The sequence below is a fragment of the Microbacterium aurum genome (assembly GCF_016907815.1).
GTDB lineage: Bacteria > Actinomycetota > Actinomycetes > Actinomycetales > Microbacteriaceae > Microbacterium > Microbacterium aurum.
In genome coordinates this window covers 936,105-955,194 of record NZ_JAFBCQ010000001.1, presented here as the reverse complement: position 1 = coordinate 955,194, position 19,090 = coordinate 936,105, and the positions used below count along the sequence as shown (strand labels likewise).

Sequence of the window (19,090 nt, the reverse complement as noted above, 5' to 3'; positions counted from 1 at the left end):
GCGAGCGCAGTGAGTCGAAACGCTCAGGCCGTTCCCCGCACATCGATCTTGCCCGTGACCGCCGCCGAGATCAACGCCGCGCGTCGCTCCTTCGAGAGGGCGATCGCCTCGCGCGCATCCGCGATCGCCGCGTCAAGCTCACGCATTTGCTCGCTGGTTTGGAGAACAACACGCTGCTGCTCAGAGATACTCGGCAACGGCACCATCACGTCTCCAACAATCGACGTGTTCAGGCGCTGTCGAGTTGAGCCGCGCGAGAGCTCACCGAACCGACCGCGAGTCTGAGGCGCCGATAGAACCCAGGCCAAGAACTCGGCGGTCATCAGCCGATTAGGTCGCAAGCGGTAGCAGTCAGCCTTGACCAGAGCGGGGCCAAGCTCCGGAATGACAGCAGCGCGGCCGAGTGGCATTCGCTCGTCACCGAGCCCAGCGATGACGACGTCACCCCGCTCGACGGCGTGCGACTGAAGCTCAGCGAAGTACGTCATCGATATGTAAGCTTCGTCCTCCTCCTTGAACGCATTAACACCTATGTTTCCGAGGCGGACAACGCGGGCTCCGTGATCCGAATAGTGCGCTGATGTCAGACTCGATCCGAAGGGGCCGTCAACGATCGAATCGATCGTTCGGCGAAGCGGCACCTCCGGCGCAGCCATGCCGTCGATCGCCGCCTGCCACGTGGAGTCCTGACGCTCGATTAGCAACCCGATGAGCTCCTCCTGATCCGCGATGAACGCGTCAATCTCCGCCGTCTCCCGGTCGAGGTAGTCGGCGATCTGCGCCTGCTGAGTCTCGTCAGCCACTGGGACCAAGAGCGCTGCCAGGTCAGAGGCCGAGACCGCGGCAAACGTGGAGCCGGTGGCTACCGAGTTCAGCTCCTCCGCCGAGGACAGGAGCCACCAGTAGAAGTACCGAGACGGACCCGTATGCGGTCGTATCGCACACAGGCCCCGACCGATCCCGTAACGCTGATCTGCGAGATTGACTGCGCCCACCGGCGCACGGACGGAGACGAGGACATCTCCTGCCTCCGCGACTTTCGGCGCCGAGGCCGATTCCCACCTTGCCGTCGGGTGCTGGGCACCAAACTCCGCGTTCCCCTGGAGGAAGGGCAAACCTTCGTCGAGAAGCTCGACCGCGCCGGAATCCGGCGACTGCCCCGCCAGAATCCGCGCGGCGTACCGCAGCGGGACACCGCTCATGCCTTGACCGCTTTCAACCGCGCCCGAATTCGCCCGAGCACGCGCTCGAGGTCGGCGTCGATCTCTTCGAGTGGGCGGGGCGGGACGTATTGGTAGAAGTGGCGGGTGAAGGGGATCTCGCAGCCTTCCTTCGTCTTGGACTCGTCGATCCAGGCATCCGGGGCGAAGGGCTTCACCTCGCGGTCGAAGTAGGCGTGGATGTCTTCGTTCCAGGGCACGTTCTCGGTGTCGCGCAGGGTCGGGTCGGGCTCGGGGCGCTTCTTGGCATCCAGAACGATCGGTGCGCTCTCGTCGCGTTCCGACAGCGCGGCGAGCAGCGCCTTGAGCTGCGCCGCGGTCAGTGCGATCCCGGCATCGGCGAGGAGTGCGGTGACGCGTTTGCGGAAGGCGGCGAGGTCGGTGGTGGGCGACGACCCCTCGACAAGCTCGGACACCTTCCCGGCGACCGGCTGCAGATCGACCGAAGCGAGCGCCTTGAGCTCAGCAGCCGCGGCGAGGCGCTCGGGGGTGAGCGCCCAGTTCAGGCGCAGGGGCCGTTCGACCGTGATAGTGCGGTAGAAGAAGTCCGTCCGGTCGAAGATCTTCGAGCGCGCGGCATCCGGCTCACCCTCGTAGAGCCGCACGATCTGTGCGATGTCGTCGGGGCCGAGTTCGTTGCGCTTGGAGCCGAGGCCCTTGCGCATCTTGCGGAACAGCTTCGATCCGTCGATGAGTTGCACCTTGCCGACGCGCTCGGCGGCCTTCTTCGTCGACAGCACCCAAATGTAGGTGGCGATGCCGGTGTTGTAGAACATGTCCGTCGGCAGCGCGATGATCGCCTCGAGCAGGTCGCGCTCGAGCACCCACTTGCGGATGTTCGACTCCCCCGACCCGGCGCCGCCGGTGAACAGGGGGCTGCCGTTGAGGACGATCGCCGCGCGCCCGCCGCCGTCCTCGGCGCTGCGCATCTTCGAGATCAGATGCATCAGGAACAGCATCGACCCGTCCGACACCCGCGGAAGGCCCGCGCCGAACCGGCCCGCGAACCCGCGCTGCGCGTGCTCCTCCGTGACGGCCTTCTGCTGCTTCTTCCAGTCCACGCCGAACGGCGGATTCGAGAGCCCGTAGCTGAAGGTCGCGCCCGCATGGCCGTCGTTCGTCAGGGTGTCGCCGAAGAAGATGGCATCCACCGACTGGCCCTTCACGGTCATGTCGGCCTTGCAGATCGCGTACGACTGCGGGTTGATCTCCTGCCCGGCGAGCGTCAGCGTCGCCGTCGGATTGGCGCTGCGGATGTGGTCCTCAGCGACCGACAGCATCCCGCCGGTGCCCGCAGTCGGGTCATACACCGACCGGACGACGTTCGCCTTCGCGAGCGTGTCGGACTCGGGAGCGAGCAGGATGTCGACCATCAGCTCGATCACGTCGCGTGGAGTGAAGTGCTCACCGGCCGTCTCGTTCGAGGCCTCCGCGAACTTGCGGATCAGCTCCTCGAAGATGTGGCCCATCTCCTCGTTCGGAACCGCTGTCGGCGACAGGTCGACTGCTGCGAAGCGCTGCGTGACGAGGAACAGCAGGTCGTGCTCGTCGAGCTCGGAGATGCGCTCGGCGATCTTGTACTTGTCGAAGATGTCCTTCACGTTCTCGCTGAACCCGGTGACGTAGTCGAGGAGGTTTGCGGCGAGGTTCTCGGAATCGCCGAGCGCGGTCTTCAGGTCGAAGCGGGACTCGTTCCAGAACGAGTACTGGTGGTGAGCCTTGTGACGCAGCAGGGACGCACGCACGGGGATGCCGTCGGCCTTGGCCTGCTCGACGGCAGCGAAGACTGCATGCTTGGTGGGTGCGAGCACGGCGTCCAGTCGGCGAAGCACGGTGAACGGCAAGATGATGTCGCCGTACTGATGGGCCTTGAAGCTGCCCCGCAGCAGGTCCGCGATCGACCAGATGAACGTGGCGTGATTGTTGCTCAAGACGTGCGACTCCTCGGTGGTCGTCCCCTCGGAATCCTATTCCGCGGGCGGCCGCCTCAGCGCAGCCGGTCGCCCACCGCGGACCGGTGAGCGGGACTACCCGCCGATAGAATCGCCGGTAGGAGGCGATGTGGCAGAAACATCGGCATGGCGGGCGAGCGACGTCGTCGAGCACGACCTTCTCCGCGACGCCGCGGCCGCACTGACCGCAGCCCTGCTGACCGCGGCGCGCGCCGACGACTCCGCTGCCAGCGGTCTGCGCGACGAGGCCGGCGTTGTGCGCCGTGAGGTGGCGGGCGTTGACGGGTACGACCGCGCGGCCGTGACCGCTTTGCGAAGGATGCGGGTGAGTAGTTGCGCGTTGAACTGAGCCCGGCGAGATTCCAAGATGCGCATCAATAGCGTCAGCGCGTTCACGAAACGCTTTACAGAACGAGGATTTCCGCGGAAGGCAATTTCGATCGCATCCTCCAGTTCGATTGTCAGGCCCTCGAGGTGACGCAGACCACTGAATCCGGGAACGAGTGCCTCAAGCGCGCCCGGCGCCGTCGTCATCGCACTCGGGATGCGGAACGGCACCTGGATGATCTTCTCGATGAATTCGTGCCCGTTCGCGTGGGGATAGCGCTTCTGGACGGCCTGGGTGACTACGTCATAATCAAGCGCGAGCACAAAGACGAATCCCGCGACATCGGTGATCACATTGATCGACTCGAGCATTCCAACGACGTTCTCCGTCGTGCAGCGATCCAAATCATCGACAAAGACAACGATACGCCGTCCGTCCAACGCCTCGCCGACTCTACGCAACTCTTCGAAAGGCCTCGCGAACGCGTCGTCGAGGGTCACCGGTGGACTGGACTCTTCGTCCCAAGCTGCCCTCACGTCCGCTGCTGAAAACTCAATGCCGACCACCGGGATCTTGAAACCGAGGCTCACGCCGAACGCGCGCAGCAGTCGTCCGACGGCGCGAGCGAGCGCATGGTCGTTCGTCTTTTGAACAGCGGAGAAGACCGCGTGGAGGAGTGGAATCACGATCTCCTGGCTGCGCTGATAACGCCACGCGTCAAACTCGACGGTGATTACATTCGCGTCAGCCTCGAGGATCCGATTCATTGCCTTTAGTAGCGATGACTTACCACTACCCCATTTCCCGTAGAGCCCGACTGTGAATTGAGGTCGGTCTGCAGCCGCGATAGCATCTGTCAACGCCGCCGCGTAGTCCTCGAATCCGAGGCCGGGATACTCAGTCGGGACATCCGCGACGATCCGATTAGTGACCACACTCGTCTTGCTCGTCACCCGTCATCCTTCCGAAACGTGCGCGGGCCAACAGGGATCCGCGCCGCTAGGGCCCAGCGTAGGGGTACGACAGTTGTGTGCTCGAGCAGCGGTCGTATCCGGACGAAGTAGGACCGGCATTCGCCCGGCTCGTGAAGTTAGCGCAGGACACGCACACTGTCAGACAGCGCGTTCGTTCCATCGGGACTTGACCCCTGATCTTGGACACGCTGATTCCAGCACGACGCTGGGGAAGCGAGAATCCAAGGGATGGCAAGGAAGAACTACACGGACGAGTTCCGGCAGCGGGCGGTGGACTTGTACGAGTCCACGCCTGGTGCGACGTTGAAGGCGATCGCGGGCGACCTCGGCATATCTCGGGGTGCGTTGAAGGAGTGGGTCGACAAGCTGGGCTCCGGGCATACGACTGACGGCCCGACACCGTCGGCGGCCGGGGCGCGTCCGGAGTCGCAGGCCGCGCGGATCGTGCGGTTGGAGACCGAGCTCGCCGCGGAGAAGGCCGAGCGGACCAAGCTCGAGACGGAGCGGGACATCCTCCGTCAGGCGGCGAAGTACTTCGCCGGGGAGACGAACTGGCGAACCGCTTCCAGTTCGTCGAGGACCACAAGGACGCCTACGGCGTGAAGCGGTTGTGCGAAGTCATCGAGATCCCCAGATCGTCCTTCTACGCCTGGCTCGCGGCGGCGCCGGGACGGGCGGCGAGGGTTGCCGAAGACGCGGTCCTCGCCGATCGCATCCGGGTGCTGCAGGATCCCGCGCAGGGCGGAGACCGCGCCTACGGGGCACCCCGGGTCACCGCCGACCTCAACGACGGCGTCCGGCCCACCGAGCGGGTGAATCATAAGCGGGTCGCCCGGGTGATGCGCGAGCACCAGCTTGTCGGGATCCGGCTGCGACGGCGGGTGAAGACCACGATCCCGGACCAGTCCGGGCGCCGGTTCCCCGACCTCATCGAACGCGACTTCTCCATCGGTGAGCCGGGTCGCCGGTACGTCGGCGACATCACCTACCTCCCCATCGCCGACAGCTCGAACCTCTACCTCGCGACGTGTATCGACCTCGGCTCCCGCAAGCTGGCCGGCTGGCAGGTCGCCGACCACATGCGCACCGAACTCGTCGAAGACGCCCTGCGCGCTGCTGCCCGTGATCGCGGGTCACTGGCCGGCGCGATCTTCCACTCCGACCACGGCTCGGTCTACGCGTCGAAGGCCTACGCGGTGCTCTGCGAGCAGCTGAAGGTGACCCAGTCCATGGGAGCGGTGGGCACGAGTGCCGACAACTCACTGGCCGAAAGCTTCAACGCCGCGCTCAAGCGAGAGCTCCTCGAGGGTCGGGCCGCGTTCCCCGACCAGGCCACCGCCTACCGGGCCGTGTTCCGGTGGGCCAACCGCTACAACACCCGACGGCGCCACTCCGCTATCGGCCACGTGAGCCCGAACACCTACGAAGCCGCCTACGCGGCGACCGCGTCCGCTACCATCGCGGAAGCGGCATAACCGAACCGACACAGTGTCCACGATCAAGGGTCAAGGCCCATCTGCATGTCACCGGCCTCGGTCGCCCAGTTGGCGTGGCCTACCAGGTCGGCGGCATCCATACCTGTGTCCGAAAGGCGGCGGAGGGCGCGCGCACTCACCGCCACCCTTTCCAGGGGACGACTCGGATGACTTTCACTCAAATGGGGGATCGCAGGGCCACTCTCGCTCTTCAACTCGCTTGTCGGCCACGTCGTTGCGAGCGGCGCCGTCCTCGCGGATTCGGGCGATGAAGCGAGGATGGCCGCGTGGTTGCAGCGCGGACTCCGGGTCCGGCTGTCTGCCGATAGATCGACCGCTTCACGGTGCCGATATCAGAACGGCACGTTGATCCCGATGGCCCGCAGCATCGAGTCAGATGGCAGGTTGGGTTACCCCTTGGTACCCAACCTGCCAGTGGACATCGTTGAGCGATCAGAAGAGGCGGCCCGTGATGACATAGAGCAGCGCAATCGTGACGACGCCGGTCGCGACCGCTGCCAGGGCCATGTAACGCATCCTGTAGTGAAGTAGCACCAGCCCCCACAGCGCGCTCAGCGCCGCCAAGGCTCCTAGTCGAACGCCGAACAACACACCAATGGTCATTGACATGATCCAGAGTGCGGGCAGAGCGCTCACCCAGGACACGGATTTCACCGTGCGTGGCGGACTGTCCCGTCGAACCTTCGCGGTGGTCGCCATGATTCGTCCTCCCACGTCGACCTATCTAGAGCAGGCTACTCGAACAGCCAGTAGTGGCGTCCCAGTTTGCGTGGCAGCGAGTGGCAATCGTCCCGTAGCTCGTGACGATGTCGATGTCGTTGCGCCACCGAACATTGCGCTCCGTGTAAGTCCGTCCGTAGCTGCTGCCGTTCGCGTACTCGTACCCGTTGGCAGAGTGCGGATACGAGTCCACGGTCCACCCAGCACCGAGTGACTGTGGGGTTACGTTGGTGCTGCTGTACCAAGTCCGGCAACCGTCGTAGACGTAATTCAATCGGGTCGTGAGCCGGTAGAAGGCATAGAGGGGACCATTCCTCGTCCTCGTGACCTCTACCCAGGTGGATCGCTGGGGGCCACAAGCCCGGGCAGAGACGGATTGTCCTGGAACGATTGTGACGGGCCCGCGAGTCACCGTTTCCGTCGTAGACGTCGCGATGTTCCTTCGCACCGCTTCGTTGGACCAGGCATCCTCGAGATAGCTAATCTCAAGGCCCTCTGTCGCGTGTGCAGCAGCTATCCATTCCGCCTTGGTATAGCCGCCGTACGTCTCCTCGTCGGCAGCCGTTGCGGGGGCGGCGACAGACATCGCCGCAATCGTTACCCCAATCGCTGCAAGACCGATCTTGAGTTTCCTGCTAATCATCGTGTTCTCTCCTCCTGTGGGCGACACTGCCCTTCTTCGAAGCTAGAGACACCACTCGAAAGCGGTCAAACAGGGTCCGGGTGCCCCATTCGGATATTCGAGATTCTTCTGATACCCCCGCTTCCGTTCCGCGGGCCGCAACCGCAGCGCCTCGAGAAGAGGCGCGATCAATCGTCCGGGCTGTTGCCTCTGAGAGGTGCGACAGCATTGGTATCAACGAGTACACATCCCCACTTGCCGAGTAGCAGCCGGCCCGCGCCGTGGCGCCGGCAGGCATCTAGCCAGAGGGGAGTTGGTTCGATGGCCGTCAACGGCGCGCTGGGAATCACGTCCCGCCGTCCGACGGCGACTCCGGCCACCCCAGCGTCGCTCCACCATTCGAGAGCTGACCGAACGAAAGTTGCAGGTGGCGCCGGCGCAAGTATTGAAACTACCCGTCCAGGGACGCTGCTCGGCTGAGAGATTCACTCATTGGGGTGAGTCTGCCCGGGTATCGGTCCACTAAACAGAGGCGCAGTCGCGGACAGAATGACAAGTGGGGTGGACCGCGCCGGTTTAGGTGCTCGTGCTCCGTGACCATTGAGGCGCGCCCCCGGCCCGAGCTTCGGTTCCTGCTGGTCCGTCGGCATCGGCAACATCGGCTCAGCCATGGCCCACAAGCTCCGGACGGCATATCGAACCGCGACACCGACATCGTTGATCGCGAACGTCAGCGACGCCACTCCGGAGAACCACCTCTCTGGGCTCGAGGGCGACGACCTGATCGGACACCAGCTCCACTTCTGCCGTGGCGGTCATCCGATTGCATGATTTCGACGGACAAGGTTCGCTCTGCGCGAGGACCACTCGGACCGCGGGTCGCGGCCCAGGCGTGTCGGCATAGACCAATGACCCCCAGAAGTTGGAGTCTTCATCTCGAGTTGCCCCACACTCGTGCGCCAGAAGGCGGACGCTACGCTCGCCGCGGGTCCCGAGGATGGCTCGGGGTGACAACACGAAGGAGTAGCTGTGGGTACTCATACATCCAAGGCGAGATATGCCATCGCGACGGTCGGTGTGGCCGTGGGGCTGGTCGGCCTCCTGGCTCCATCAATGGCAAGCGCGGCCGCACCTGACGGCGACGAGGCCGAGCGCCACGAACTGGTCTCGCTGTTCGATTCGGTGGCCCCGGAGTTCTTCGCGCGTATATCGCCCGTGGTGGCTCCCCGGCCCATAGAGCAACTCTCGTCCGCACGTTTCTCGACGGCGACTGACCAGGTTGAACTGCCCTCGGAAGCGTCCGAGGCCGTTCTGGTGGGAAGCGCTGAGGTCGGCCTTGCGCCACAGGGCACCGAGCAGCTCGGCGAGGCTCTGCAGCTGCAGTCGAACGCTGTGGCATTCGTGGGCGAAACAGTGACCCAGGTCGCAGTCGATAAGGGCGCCGGACTTTATGGTTTGGCAACTGTCCTCGCAGATGAGTCGGCGGGGGATCGGTTCAGCTATGAACTGCAGAGCCCAGCGGACTTGCATATTGAGATCGGCGAAAGCGGAGGAGCCCTCTTCCTCGAGGGCGATGACGTGGTGGGCGGCGCATATGCGCCATGGGCCATCGACGCTGCAGGCGTCGAAGTGCCTACTCACTATGTCGTCGAGGACGGTGCGCTGGTGCAGGTCGTCGACCATACCGGAGGGGGCTTCACCTATCCGATCATCGCCGACCCCACCTACTACGGTGAGTCGCTGATCAGTTCGGTTGTGACCCGCTATCCGGCCGCGGGGCGCGAGCTCTCGGTCCATACGTCGACCTGGTGGAAGACGACGGCAACGTTCGGGGGTACGGTCATTTCAATCACGGTGCGGAACCAGGTGACTGATGAGTTCGCGCGGATCACGCCTTCACCCTGGGACACCACGGGCGGTCGTCAGCAGGTTTCCTGCCACGCGTACTACGCCACTTTGAAGGATCCCTGGAACATCGAACTGTGGCGGCCTACTGTCGGGGAAGCCGCGACAGTTGCAGCGGCTTGCAACCCATCATGAGGAGGTCCGAAATGAGTAAGACGCTTGGTGTGGCCGGGGGGACCGTTCTCATCCTCGTCGGCTTGTTCCTGCTTGTGATGGTGCCGTTCAACCTGAGCGCCCAAATGGATCGAGTCGACCGCGAAGGACTCGGAGGCAACATCTTCGCGCCGGACGTGCTCCCTCTTGGCGGTCTAGGGCTGCTGGCTATTGTCATCGGCGTGGCGGTCCTGACCTACACGCACCGCCGGGGACAGCGGCCGACAGCGGCTGACGGCTGAGCAGTCCCGCATCCCATCGGCGACGGCCCTCTTGGGCGCCGTCTGGAGGGTTAGCACGCGTAGACCTCCGGTCGTGGCGCGACGCTCACGCGTACGCCATCGTGCCGGGGGTCTCTGCGCTGCAAACGCACGAATCTAGAGCAGTCGGACATGCCGGGGCGAGTCAGCTATACGGGTTGCTACACGCCCTGAACGACTTCGCTCCTCGAACTCGGGTGTCCTGACGCTCGTCAGGGCACCCGAACTGCTCGGATCGGTTCCCTGAGACTGGCGACGACGGCCGGCGGAATGGCGGCAACGAATCCCAATGCGCCGAGCGCGCAGACGACAGTGGAGTCGGGGATGGGGTCGAGAACGATAACCACGTGGCGGTAAGCGCTGGGGTCATCCAGGCTGGGGTCGCAGTGTGCCCACGCTGTGGCGGAGCCCGACTCGCATGAGTGTGAGCTCTGGTGCCGCTCACGGGCGGGTGCCCTGGCGCGGCTAGGTGGGGTTGATCTGCTGGCGGGCTGCCCAAAGCGCCAGCTGAGTGCGGTCCGTGAGTCCAGTCTTTCGCAGCGCCGTTTGGAGCTGGGAGCGGACCGTGTGCACAGAAACGTTGAGCTTCGCAGCGATGTCCTCGTTGCTGGTGATCCCGCTCGCGAGCGTGGCGACAACACGGAACTCCGCCGATGACAGAACATCAAGAGCTGTATCGAACCGCGGTGCGCGTCCCCGGCGGACGAACTCGGCCAGAACGGGTGCCATCATCCTCGACGACACGACCGGGTCACCGCGGTACGCGGCATGGATGGCGTCTACGAGTCGCTCGGAGTCATGGCTCTTGAGGAGGTAGCCGATGGCACCGGCGTCCAGCGCGTCGCGAACGTAGCCGTCGACGGCGAAGCTGGTCATGACGATGACGGCCGCGGGCGTGGCAGCCATGACCTGTTTCGTTGCCTCGATCCCGCCCAGACCGGGCATGTGCAGATCCATCAGAACTACGTCCGGGTGTTCACTGCGAGCGGCTGTCACCGCGTCAGCGCCGTTTCCCACTTCGCCGATGACAGCGATCTCAGGGGTGGCATCGAGTTGGAGGCGCATACCGAGACGAACGGCGCGATTGTCGTCGGCGATGAGCACGCGAATGCGTTTCGGGTTAGACACTGCTGGTTATCCTTCGTCATGGGTGGTTGATGCGAGGGGAACCGACATTCTGACTCGCCATCCCCGGTCCGGCGTGGGGCCAGCTTCGAATGATCCTCCCAACAGCTGAACGCGGTCGCGCATGCCGCTGAGCCCCCACCCCAAGCTGAGCCCGGGTATCGCTTGGCTGCCGTCGGTGCTCTCGGTGTTCTCGACCATCACGTCGAGCGCGTCGGAGTTCACCCGCAGGGTTACTCGCGCCGTCACGCCAGGTGCGTGTTTGGCGACATTCGTCAACGATTCCTGCAGGACCCTGTAGCCCGTGCTGGATACGACAGCGGGGAGATCTTCGACGGCGCCCACACATGTCAGGCTGACTGGCAGACCCACGCGTCTCCAGTATTCGGCAAGGTGGGTCACCTGCCTCAGGTCAGCACCAGCGTCGACCGGCTCCGCGCCCGTGGCACGCAAGTCCGCAAGCGCCACCGAGAGACTCGTCGCGGCGAACTGTCCCTCCTGTCGCACCTGCCCGACGAGCTCAATCGCTCGCTCCGGGTGGTGGGGGGCGATGGCCATGGCCGCGCCCGCGAGCGTGATGAGGCCTGCGAGGTGCTGACCCGCCACATCGTGCAGCTCCTGCGCAATTCGAGTGCGTTCGGAACGCTGCGCTTCCACAAGCAGACGGGCATGCTCCTGCTTTGCGAGGATCGCCTCTTCCCTGGCGAGGGCGACCTGCCGAACGCGCACTCTCCACCAGATCCCCAATGCTGCCGCCCCAGCGACCGGCGCCGCAAAGCGAGCGGACTCTCCGACGACAAAGCCAGCGGTAGAGGTGATCTCGATCCCCTCAATCAGCAAACCCGCGAAGAGGACTCCCATGGTGACCAGGATGACGGCTAGTGCCCACAGCGACGCTGGCAGGGCGGGTATCCGAGCCGCAAGCAGGAAGATGGCGACGGCGATGACCAGGTACATTCCGGTCAACCACGATGGCACACTGAGCCCTAGTGCGAGCGCGAGGTACACCGCCACAGCGACCGCCGCAGCGAGGCGAGGACGGTGGTCAGCGAGCAGAAGTGAACCCGCTTGAGCGGCGCATCCGAACACGAGCAGAGCGATCACCGCCGGCTCCGGTAGCGGCAGACCCCACACGGTGTTTCCACCCAGATAAGCCATGACCGGGATCGAGAGGACCTGCACCAATGTCGTGGCGAAGATGGTCATCGCGAAGATAATCGCGGCTCTTTTGGATCCGAGGAGAGTTAAGTAGCGGTCGTTGCCGGGCGCGGCGTCGTAGACCACCTCGTCAGCGCTCACGGCGTTCCTCGCATCTGCTGAACCTACTACTGGCGTCGGATCGCCGTTGTCGCTATCGGTGAGGTGGTCGCGCTTGCAGGTCAGGTCCGACCCTCTTGCTACTGGAGCTCAGCGGCCACCCGCCGGGTTGCAGTGGATGACCGCCTCGACCAGCGATGTCCCCTCAATATGGTCGAGGACAAGGAAGTGATGCCCCTCAGAACTGAACGTTCCCAACGGTCGGGGAACGTTGACGGCGCCGGACAGTGATGCCAAGGTGCGTCGCTCGTCGAACAGGCGGTCGACGGCATCGCGTCCATCGGGGGTCCATCCGCTATGGGGGCGCGCTTCCTTCAGAACGACGCGGGTCTCATCCACCTCAGCGAGATATACCCCGCCCGCATTTGAATGGTGTAGCACCCCAAGGATCTGAGGGAAACCTTCGGGGGGAGCAATGTCGTGGCGACGCCGAATCTGTGGTCGGAGAAACTCCGTGATGTGTGCCCAGGGCGGAACGTAGAAACCCGGCGCCCTGACGTCGGGGACCAACTCGCCCGAACGCAGATCGCGGATAGCGGGTACGGGCATGCCGTCCTTGACCACCGACAGGCGGCGAAAGCCGCCATACCTCAGATACAGCGAACTCTCGTTCCACCGAACGTCGGAGAGCACATAAGGGCCTACGGTCCCGATCAAGACGGTCTCCAGGTCGACCAGACAATCGTGGAGCTCCGCGTCCGTGGCCGGGAAGATGGCAATGAACTTTCCGGCGCTCGCGCGGTCGGCATCCTTACTCATCGCCCTGCCGAGTGTGGGCTCGTCCCGCAAATGCTTGAACGTGAGCTGTGATGAATGGCAATAGGCGGACACGCGACGGAGGACGTCGTGGGCTTGAGCTGGAACGGTGCTCACATGCACCTTCCACCCTTGTTCGGGGAGGTCGCGCCGAAGCGGATGCCAATGAGTCCAGTGGTCATCCGTGACCTGCGCCCAGGAGCTCCAGTCGCGCTCGCTGTCAGGACCAAACCTCCCGGTCGATTCGCCGCCGCCCTGCCCGGGGCGCTCGTAGAAGACCGGGTCGGCGCCGGCGAACGCGGCGTGCATCTGGTTCACCGGGGACCCCATCGCTTGTCGAGCGAGCTACGCGGTGGACATTCTGGGGCTGGAGTGCGGTAACCGACTCACGCGCGACTCGCCGCGGACCAGCCGCCGCAGGACGTGCCGAGAGCGCTTCGGCCCTAATCACGTGGGATCCCTGCTCGCGGCGTCACCCCACAGGGCAAGGGCAAACGAGAGTGATTCACTCATATGGATGAACTTGGCCGGGCGCGGTGAGCGCAGGTGCTCGTCATCCCCGATCACCGCGCGCACCGGTTCGCTCCCTTTCCTACGGGCGGGCGCGCCTCTACGCCGCTGGCCATGGACCAACGCGTAGGTGCCGTCGCGGGGGTGACGCTCGTGTTGGCGCTGTCGGGGAATTGCTCCGTGATGTAACGGCCTGGTGCGTGGGGGCGCACATGGTTATCCGCGATCGGGCGCGCTCGCAGCACATCGAGAACAATGTCGCACTGGCGGCGGACGGCGCGTCGGAGCTGGACAGCGGGCGCGGCCACAGCGACCGCGGGGGTCCGTGGACCGCCGCCCGCCGGAAGCCCGTCGGTAGAATCGCGGGTAGGAGGCGACGTGGCAGGAACATCGGAATGGCGGGCGAGCGACGTCGTCGAGCACGACCTTCTCCGCGACGCCGCGGCCGCTCTGACTGCGGCCCTGTTGGGCGCCGCACAATCCGACGACTCTATCGCCCGTAGTCTGCGCGACCAGGCCGGCGCTGTGCGTCGTGAGGTGGCGAGCGTTGACGGGTACGACCGCGCAGCCGTGACCGCGACGCGCCAGCGGCTCGCGGCACGGTTGGCGGAGCTCTCGGCGGCCGCCGATGGCTGACTCCACCGCACCGAGCGTCGCTGACGAGATCCTGCAGCGGGACATCCTCCCGACGATCTTCCCCGGCCCCCCCTCCGCCACACCGGTCGTCGTGCTCGTCGCCGGTCAGCCCGGGGCGGGCCGGGGACGCGTGGCCGCGCGGATCGCCGCCACAGAGGGCGCAACCGCTCTCAGCGGCGACGAGCTGCGGGCGTTTCACCCGATCACCCAGAGCGAGCATCTGTTGTCCGGCGAGCAACAGCAGGAGGTCGCTACCGCGACGGCAGGTTGGTTGCGTGACTGTCTCCGGTACGCGCGCACCAATGGCCACTCGGTCGTGCTGGAGGGTGCGTTCACCGACGCAGCGGTCGTGCGCGGCACAGCGGCGCAGTTCGCCGCAGCCGGCTTCGGCACGCGCGTAGCGGTGGTCGGAGCCCGGCGCGCCGACAGCTTGCTCGCCGTCCTGTCGCACTACCTGCGCAACGTTCAGGCGAGCAATCCCGCGACGTACACCAGCCGGTCCGCGCATGACGCTGGGTTCGGCGGCACTCGCGCCCTCGTCGCCGCGATCGAGGCCGACCCGGCGGCGGATCGACTGACGGTTGTCGATGGTCGCGGCGACATCGTGTTCGATGCCGCTCGCCATGACGCTGGCGCGTTCGCCGGCGCATCGGCTGCTCTGGCGGTCGCGCAGGGCGGTCGGATGAGCCGGCTGGAGAGCACGCAATGGCTGAGTGAACTGCACCACGTCACGGCTTTCGCGCAGTCGCAGCGGCGGCTCCCCCGTGATGTGGCGGAGACGCTAGTGGAGTTACACGAGATTGCACTGTCGGAGGTGATCCCGCAGTTGCATGTTCCCGCGGGGGCGCGGTTCGCGGAGATGACGGCGCGGACGACGTCGGCGCGACTCGCCGCGTTGCGTGAGTCTCTGGTTGGTCCCGTGCAGCCGGATGCAGCGGCCCCGGTGGTCGTGCCTGCCGGTCCGGAGCGCGGGGGCATCTCCCGCTGACGCACCACGGCATGCGCCGCCAGGCGCGTGACACGGGTGCGGGACTTCCGCAGTTCGATACTCCGGCGTTCGGCACTTCGGCGTTACGGAGCGGGCAGACGGCCACGCAGCTCTCCTCGGCGCAAGCGCCCCGGTTCAGTGGAGCTCCGCGCCGAGGATGCTGGCGAGCACGATCGCGCAGATGACCAGTCCGGCCACAACGCTGAGGACGACGGCGGCGCCGCGGATGCTTCCGCGCACCGCGCAGCCGGCGAGGGCGGGGAGGGCGAGCAGGATCCCTACCGTGCAGGCCGCGAGGAGCTCCGCGAGCGGCGCGGCAGTCGCGATGTTCATCACGGCCTCCCGAGGGTCACGGTCGACCTCTCTGGTGGGGTCTTCCTGGTAAGCGGCACAACAAGCGACCGCAGGTGTGCGTAGTGCCGGGTCGTGGAATAGCGGACCGAGCGCAGCGAGGGAGCATATGCCGCGAAAGCCCGGAACGGAGCGCACCGGAGGGAGCTACGATCGCCGACCAGGAAAGACCTCACTGTGCGTCACCTCTGTCGCGAAGGTGTGGCCATGGCCGCAGGCGGTGACGTCACGGGGCCGGTTTGGGTGGTGTCGAACAGGAGGGGGTGGGCTTCGCGGGCGAGGTTGAGGGCTTTGGCGATGTCCTGTTCGGAGAGGCCCTGCAGATTGAGGCGGTCTTTGACGAGGTCGAACGCGATGCGGTGTGCGAGGACGTCGACGTCGAGCAGGGTTTTCCCGGCGATCGCGCGGGCACGGTTCTCGAGGTCGGCTTCTTTCCGCAGCTGGTCTGTGTGGCGTTTCGTGTAGTTCTGGACGGTGGACACGACCTTGGAGAACTGCTGCTCGCGTCTGCGGCGGGCGTGTGTCTGTGTGACGTAGGCGACGGCGCGGGTGAGGTCTTCTGGGGTGAGGGTGTCGACGGGGATGCCGGTGGCGACGACGTCCCAGATCGCTTGCACGAACAGGGCGTCGTGCAGGGTCTGTGCAGGAAGGCCGGCGCGAGCGCGTCCGTCGATGTGCTGCTGCGCCCGGGTGCGAAGGTCGGCGGCGTGGGTGCGGACGTGGGTGTCGAGCGCGAACTCGAACGCGTCGTACTGCTTGTAGTGCTCCCGGACGTCCGGGGAGGTGAAGAACCGGTCCGCGTCGCGCTGATTCGCGCGGCGTTCCGCAGCGGGTGTGCGCCGGATCTGCTTCGGCGGGAGCGCGGCCGCCTGCAACCGGCGGGCGAGGCGGCGCGCGTCACGGTTCGCCTGCAACGCCTTCGCGTACTTCTCCGGGTCTTGCCGGTAGGCGCGTTGGTAGTTCGCGGCGTACTCCGGATGCCGGGACGCCCAGTCCTGCACCCGGGCTTTCGTGGCCTCCGGGTGGCGGTCGCGGTACCGGATGGCCCGCTGAAGGGCCTCGGCGCGGTGCGTGGCGTAGTAGCGGCGGCTGTACTCGCGGGCCTTGTCGGGGTGCGCTTGGTACCACCGTCGCTTGTACTCCCGGACGCCGTCGGGGTCGGCCTCCCGGCGCGTGCGGGCGCGGTCACGTGCTCGGGCGCGGCCAGCAGCGAGGGCTTTCTCTCGTGCGGCGCGGCGGCGTGCGGAGTCGCGGTTCAGTTCCCGGTTGCGTTCGGGGTGCGCGTCCTTCCACGCTTTGGTCAGCGCCCGGGCCTGCTCGGGGTGCCGCTCGCGCCATGCGTTGCGTGACTCGCGGGCGCGTTCGGGGTTCGCCAGTCGCCACGCCCGCGCCGCGGCACCCCGGCCCTCCGTCCGCGCTGCGCCCGGTGTGCGGGCGTCCGTGTCGTCCACCGCTCTCTCACTCGGTGGCGGGGCCGATGGCGCTCAGGACAAGCCGGACGAACTCGCGGCGGTGACGGGTCGGGTCGACGATCACCCGGGCGCACACCTCACGCAGCCGGGCACGGTCCTCGTCCGTCATGGCGGTCAGCGCGAGGGGTTCCAGGACGAAGTCCACATCCCTGCCCGGCGCCCCTGGGTTGACGGCGACATCAGCCTCGTCGTAGTACAGCGCGGCGATCCCCGCGCGTTCGAGGACGTCGTCGGCGTGCTCCTCACTCAATCGGATCATGTCCCGGTTCCTTTCCTTTCAGTGGTGAGTGGTTGCTCGTTCACGGTCTTCCCCGTCACGGATGCGCGGAGCTCGTCCTCCGTGGAACCGACGAGATCGCCGGCGTGGGCCAGGAGCAGGTCGATCGCGATGCGGATGAGGGTGTTCTCGGTGATCCGCTCCGCTTTCACCGCCCGCCGCCGCATCAGCGTCTCCGCGAGGCCCGTCAGCGCGGCAGTCTGGTCGAACCGCAGCCGCGCGTCCTTCCGGTCACAGCGGGCGAACTTCGGCCCCGGTGTGCCTGCCGGGCCGGCGGTGCGCACGTCACGGAGGGCGTCGACCAGGTCGATGCGCGCCACCGTCACCACCGCCCCGCGAGCGCCGACTCGAACTGAGCCTCGAGCTCGTACCCGACGGTGGTGACGTCGGCGATCACACCGCGGGTGCGCCGGTTGTCCGGCAGCGTCGTCAGCACGTCGCCGAGGGCGGGAGCATCGGCGTGGGCGCGGTACTCGCGGAGGTGATGATCGAACCGGGGGATGCCGTAGACGCTGTCCAGCAGGTCGCACCATCCCGCCGCCTGGTGCGGGATGCACGGATCGATCCGATTCAGCAGCACCGAGAACCGCAGCATCCGCGGTTCGATCAGCCGGCTGATCGTGTGCAGGGTCGGGGCGAACGCAAGCGGATCCGGCGTCATGGGTACGAGGACGAAGTCCGCGGCATCCATCACCGTGTCCATCAGCGCCCCACCCTCCACACCCCCAGCGGTGTCGATCAGGACGTAGTGATACCGGCCCTCCAGCTCACGGATCCGCCCGAGCGCGAGCAGGCTCTGCGTCGCCGTCAGATCGAACGCCAAGTGATGCCGCGACCGGTCGGCCCACCAGCCGACCGAGCCCTGCCGGTCCGTGTCGACCACCAGGACCCGATGCCGACGCGAGAGCGCCGCCCCCAGCTGCATCGCGACGGTCGTCTTCCCGACCCCGCCCTTCTGGTTCGCGACGACGATCACGTTCATGGTCACTCCTCCAGTACTGGATTTGTAGAAGCAGATTCCCTCTTGACATGACTAAATACCTAAGCAGTATTGTTAGTCAAGGTCGAATCTGTCGAAGTGCAGAGCGGTAAGACAAACTGAGGGGGTGAAGGTCGACGTGAACACACTCGCTGGCAACGCCATGACGTCAAACGACGCCACGCAACCGGTCGGGACCGCTCTGCGCATAGCGCCCGCATTCGTCGCAACCGCGACAGGGCAGTTCCCGGGCATCGAAACCACGATCGAAGCGCACTACAACCCAGCCCGTGGACGCTACATCCCCACGACCATCGTGAACCGGGCGATCAGCGACGACTTCGACGAAGACCGCCTGAAGCGCACCGCCACGCAAGCGATCCTCCAAGCCGCGATCCCCCACTGCGTGTCCGTCCTCCTCGACGACACCCCTGGCGCCGAATGGACCACCATCGCGGACCTCACAGCCACGGAAGGCAGGATCATCCCACCCTGGCTCGCCGAAGCAGTCGTCAAACGAGGCGTCAAGGACGAGCGCTGGGAGGTCATCGAGATCCTCTACAGCAGCGCAGCCCTCGCGGACTCCCCGCCCGCCCAACTCATCGCCCTCGAACTCGACATCCCCGAGCGGACCGCCGTGGACTGGATCCAGAAGGCCCGCGCCGCAGGCTGGCTCACCGGCATCACCTCCAACATCGGTCGACCGGTGAGTGGTTGAGGCACGCAATTGGCACGACGTCCTGGACGACGGACGATTGTTCTGCACCGAAGAAGAGACAGCCGCACTTCTCGGAATTCATCGGACCACCCTCCGGACGCTGGCGCTGGCCGGAAGCGCCCCAATCGAACCTGTGGTGCTGACGGAGCACAAGCGCGTCTACCGGAAGGTGGACATCGAGCGACTCGCCGGGGTGATCCTGTGAGCATCGAAGCACGCAAGAAACAGAGCGGGAAGATGGTCTACGTCGCGCGAGTCAAGCTCGGCGGGAAGCTCGTCGCGAATAGAACGTTTGATCGCAAGCACGATGCCGAGCAGTGGGAACGGGAAC

At 65.8% G+C, this 19,090-nt stretch carries 19 protein-coding genes; 7 read left to right on the top strand and 12 right to left on the bottom strand.

The window, feature by feature from the left end; genetic code table 11:
• Positions 1-23: 23 nt before the first annotated feature.
• The 3 genes from JOD60_RS04735 to JOD60_RS04725 form a co-directional block, all read right to left on the bottom strand.
• Positions 24-1,202, bottom strand: coding sequence for a restriction endonuclease subunit S (locus tag JOD60_RS04735; RefSeq protein ID WP_076689015.1), 1,179 nt, complete (start codon positions 1,200-1,202; stop codon positions 24-26).
• Positions 1,199-3,151: a type I restriction-modification system subunit M gene (locus JOD60_RS04730; RefSeq protein WP_076689013.1), complete on the bottom strand. Its 1,953-nt coding sequence runs from the start codon at positions 3,149-3,151 to the stop codon at positions 1,199-1,201. The genes JOD60_RS04735 and JOD60_RS04730 overlap by 4 nt, the downstream gene beginning before the upstream one ends.
• A gap of 96 nt (positions 3,152-3,247) precedes the next feature.
• Positions 3,248-4,453 (bottom strand): KAP family P-loop NTPase fold protein, encoded by a 1,206-nt coding sequence (locus JOD60_RS04725; protein ID WP_076689011.1) that lies wholly within the window; start codon positions 4,451-4,453, stop codon positions 3,248-3,250.
• Positions 4,454-4,702: 249 nt separating this feature from the next.
• On the opposite strand from JOD60_RS04725, the gene JOD60_RS04720 reads away from it, so the two are divergent.
• Positions 4,703-5,949, top strand: a protein-coding gene (locus JOD60_RS04720; RefSeq protein WP_157127839.1) for an IS3 family transposase whose coding sequence is annotated in 2 segments (ribosomal slippage) — positions 4,703-5,012 and positions 5,012-5,949 — 1,248 coding nt in all. Because the reading frame shifts where the segments join, the coding sequence is not laid out codon by codon here.
• A gap of 453 nt (positions 5,950-6,402) precedes the next feature.
• On the opposite strand, the gene JOD60_RS04715 is transcribed toward JOD60_RS04720, so the two are convergent.
• Positions 6,403-6,669 carry a hypothetical protein gene (locus tag JOD60_RS04715; protein WP_157127838.1) on the bottom strand — a complete coding sequence of 89 codons (267 nt, stop codon included), beginning with the start codon at positions 6,667-6,669 and terminating at the stop codon, positions 6,403-6,405.
• A gap of 1,756 nt (positions 6,670-8,425) precedes the next feature.
• On the opposite strand from JOD60_RS04715, the gene JOD60_RS04710 reads away from it, so the two are divergent.
• Together JOD60_RS04710 and JOD60_RS04705 are read left to right on the top strand one after the other, a co-directional pair.
• Positions 8,426-9,352, top strand: coding sequence for a DUF2599 domain-containing protein (locus JOD60_RS04710; protein ID WP_076689004.1), 927 nt, complete (start codon positions 8,426-8,428; stop codon positions 9,350-9,352).
• Positions 9,353-9,363: 11 nt separating this feature from the next.
• Positions 9,364-9,612 carry a hypothetical protein gene (locus tag JOD60_RS04705; protein WP_076689002.1) on the top strand — a complete coding sequence of 83 codons (249 nt, stop codon included), beginning with the start codon at positions 9,364-9,366 and terminating at the stop codon, positions 9,610-9,612.
• A 483-nt stretch (positions 9,613-10,095) separates the two neighbouring features.
• On the opposite strand, the gene JOD60_RS17145 is transcribed toward JOD60_RS04705, so the two are convergent.
• The 3 genes from JOD60_RS17145 to JOD60_RS04690 all read right to left on the bottom strand — a co-directional run bounded on the left by JOD60_RS17145 (position 10,096) and on the right by JOD60_RS04690 (position 13,137).
• Positions 10,096-10,734 (bottom strand): response regulator transcription factor, encoded by a 639-nt coding sequence (locus JOD60_RS17145; protein ID WP_232321692.1) that lies wholly within the window; start codon positions 10,732-10,734, stop codon positions 10,096-10,098.
• Positions 10,735-10,764: 30 nt separating this feature from the next.
• A complete protein-coding gene (locus JOD60_RS04695; protein WP_084201887.1) occupies positions 10,765-12,054 on the bottom strand; it encodes a sensor histidine kinase in 1,290 nt (429 codons plus the stop codon).
• A 108-nt stretch (positions 12,055-12,162) separates the two neighbouring features.
• Positions 12,163-13,137 (bottom strand): class III lanthionine synthetase LanKC N-terminal domain-containing protein, encoded by a 975-nt coding sequence (locus JOD60_RS04690; protein WP_443673665.1) that lies wholly within the window; start codon positions 13,135-13,137, stop codon positions 12,163-12,165.
• A 579-nt stretch (positions 13,138-13,716) separates the two neighbouring features.
• Between JOD60_RS04690 and JOD60_RS04685 the strand changes: the two genes are divergently transcribed.
• A complete protein-coding gene (locus JOD60_RS04685; protein WP_076688996.1) occupies positions 13,717-13,974 on the top strand; it encodes a hypothetical protein in 258 nt (85 codons plus the stop codon).
• On the top strand, positions 13,967-14,962 hold the full coding sequence (locus JOD60_RS04680; protein WP_076688994.1) for a zeta toxin family protein: 996 nt from the start codon (positions 13,967-13,969) through the stop codon (positions 14,960-14,962). Before JOD60_RS04685 ends, JOD60_RS04680 begins: the two co-directional genes overlap by 8 nt.
• Positions 14,963-15,097: 135 nt before the next feature.
• Here JOD60_RS04680 and JOD60_RS04675 read toward each other — a convergent pair whose 3' ends face one another.
• From JOD60_RS04675 to JOD60_RS04655, 5 genes are all read right to left on the bottom strand, one after another.
• Entirely contained in the window at positions 15,098-15,295 is a 198-nt protein-coding gene (locus tag JOD60_RS04675) for a hypothetical protein (protein WP_076688992.1), read from the bottom strand.
• A 200-nt stretch (positions 15,296-15,495) separates the two neighbouring features.
• Positions 15,496-16,764 carry a hypothetical protein gene (locus JOD60_RS04670; RefSeq protein WP_076688989.1) on the bottom strand — a complete coding sequence of 423 codons (1,269 nt, stop codon included), beginning with the start codon at positions 16,762-16,764 and terminating at the stop codon, positions 15,496-15,498.
• Between the two features lie 7 nt (positions 16,765-16,771).
• On the bottom strand, positions 16,772-17,044 hold the full coding sequence (locus JOD60_RS04665; RefSeq protein ID WP_076688987.1) for a hypothetical protein: 273 nt from the start codon (positions 17,042-17,044) through the stop codon (positions 16,772-16,774).
• Positions 17,041-17,382 (bottom strand): hypothetical protein, encoded by a 342-nt coding sequence (locus JOD60_RS04660; protein WP_198159115.1) that lies wholly within the window; start codon positions 17,380-17,382, stop codon positions 17,041-17,043. Before JOD60_RS04660 ends, JOD60_RS04665 begins: the two co-directional genes overlap by 4 nt.
• 2 nt (positions 17,383-17,384) lie before the next feature.
• Positions 17,385-18,044 carry a ParA family protein gene (locus JOD60_RS04655; protein ID WP_076688985.1) on the bottom strand — a complete coding sequence of 220 codons (660 nt, stop codon included), beginning with the start codon at positions 18,042-18,044 and terminating at the stop codon, positions 17,385-17,387.
• A gap of 136 nt (positions 18,045-18,180) precedes the next feature.
• Here JOD60_RS04655 and JOD60_RS04650 point away from each other — a divergent pair, with 136 nt between their 5' ends.
• Both JOD60_RS04650 and JOD60_RS04645 read left to right on the top strand, forming a co-directional pair.
• Positions 18,181-18,759: a hypothetical protein gene (locus JOD60_RS04650; protein ID WP_232321691.1), complete on the top strand. Its 579-nt coding sequence runs from the start codon at positions 18,181-18,183 to the stop codon at positions 18,757-18,759.
• Positions 18,752-18,964 (top strand): hypothetical protein, encoded by a 213-nt coding sequence (locus JOD60_RS04645; RefSeq protein ID WP_157127836.1) that lies wholly within the window; start codon positions 18,752-18,754, stop codon positions 18,962-18,964. The genes JOD60_RS04650 and JOD60_RS04645 overlap by 8 nt, the downstream gene beginning before the upstream one ends.
• Positions 18,965-19,090: the final 126 nt, after the last annotated feature.

What these genes read in the sequence shown, in the direction of transcription:
- JOD60_RS04735 (WP_076689015.1), bottom strand. Translation starts at nt 1,202, where the DNA reads ATGAGCGGTGTCCCGCTGCGGTACGCCGCGCGGATTCTGGCGGGGCAG.
- JOD60_RS04715 (WP_157127838.1), bottom strand. Translation starts at nt 6,669, where the DNA reads ATGGCGACCACCGCGAAGGTTCGACGGGACAGTCCGCCACGCACGGTG.
- JOD60_RS04710 (WP_076689004.1), top strand. Translation starts at nt 8,426, where the DNA reads ATGGCAAGCGCGGCCGCACCTGACGGCGACGAGGCCGAGCGCCACGAA.
- JOD60_RS04705 (WP_076689002.1), top strand. Translation starts at nt 9,364, where the DNA reads ATGAGTAAGACGCTTGGTGTGGCCGGGGGGACCGTTCTCATCCTCGTC.
- JOD60_RS04690 (WP_443673665.1), bottom strand. Translation starts at nt 13,137, where the DNA reads ATGCACGCCGCGTTCGCCGGCGCCGACCCGGTCTTCTACGAGCGCCCC.
- JOD60_RS04680 (WP_076688994.1), top strand. Translation starts at nt 13,967, where the DNA reads ATGGCTGACTCCACCGCACCGAGCGTCGCTGACGAGATCCTGCAGCGG.
- JOD60_RS04675 (WP_076688992.1), bottom strand. Translation starts at nt 15,295, where the DNA reads ATGAACATCGCGACTGCCGCGCCGCTCGCGGAGCTCCTCGCGGCCTGC.
- JOD60_RS04665 (WP_076688987.1), bottom strand. Translation starts at nt 17,044, where the DNA reads ATGATCCGATTGAGTGAGGAGCACGCCGACGACGTCCTCGAACGCGCG.
- JOD60_RS04655 (WP_076688985.1), bottom strand. Translation starts at nt 18,044, where the DNA reads ATGAACGTGATCGTCGTCGCGAACCAGAAGGGCGGGGTCGGGAAGACG.